This window comes from Micromonospora qiuiae (genome assembly GCF_016863555.1).
GTDB lineage: Bacteria > Actinomycetota > Actinomycetes > Mycobacteriales > Micromonosporaceae > Micromonospora > Micromonospora qiuiae.
In genome coordinates this window covers 1-618 of sequence record NZ_BOPC01000204.1, presented here as the reverse complement: position 1 = coordinate 618, position 618 = coordinate 1, and the positions used below count along the sequence as shown (strand labels likewise).

Annotated in this window: 1 protein-coding gene; it reads left to right on the top strand. The window is 66.8% G+C overall.

Annotated features, from left to right (window positions below; genetic code table 11):
- Window positions 1–505 (top strand): DUF1707 SHOCT-like domain-containing protein (locus tag Vqi01_RS30435; protein ID WP_204038569.1); only part of this gene is annotated, 505 nt, incomplete at its 5' end.
- Between the last annotated feature and the right edge of the window lie 113 nt (window positions 506–618).

The following is a 618-nucleotide window of genomic DNA, read 5'->3' as shown; positions in this document are numbered from 1 at the left end:
GGACATCTCGGGTCGCAAATTCGTCCCGCGGATGATCAAAACTTTGCCCTACCCTCAGCCAGTGACCAACTCCGAGGAGCTCGTCCAGAACCTAGACGAATCCGCTTCCGACCTGAGGATCGGCACGCCGGAGCGCGAGGCCGCGCACGAGGCTCTCGACGAGCATCTCGCCGCCGAGCGGCTGGACCATGCCGAGTACGAGCAGCGGCGGGCCGCGTGCCAGACGGCCCGTACCCAGTCTGAGCTGCTGCAGGTCTTCGTCGACCTCCCCGCTCCCCATCCCGACCTTCCCAGGTCGCCAGACCCGTCGGCAGACGCCGACGATGACATGCCGCCCCTCGCTGTGGCGATCTGCCTCACGCTGCTACTGGGGCTGCCGGTGACAGTCGTCCTCGGCTTCGTATACGGCGCTTGGTGGAGCCTTGCTGTGCCGGTGGCCCTGAGCGTGACGCTGGTCTACACCGAGCACCTGCTGAGCCGCGTACGCAGCCAACAACCGCAGTAGACGGTCGGGCCCGACTCGCGGCTACTCCGGGCGCCTGATCTTGGCAAGCCGTATGGGAGGCAGGAAGGCACCGCCGATGGCTCGGCTCGGCGGCGTCGCGATCTGAATCATCA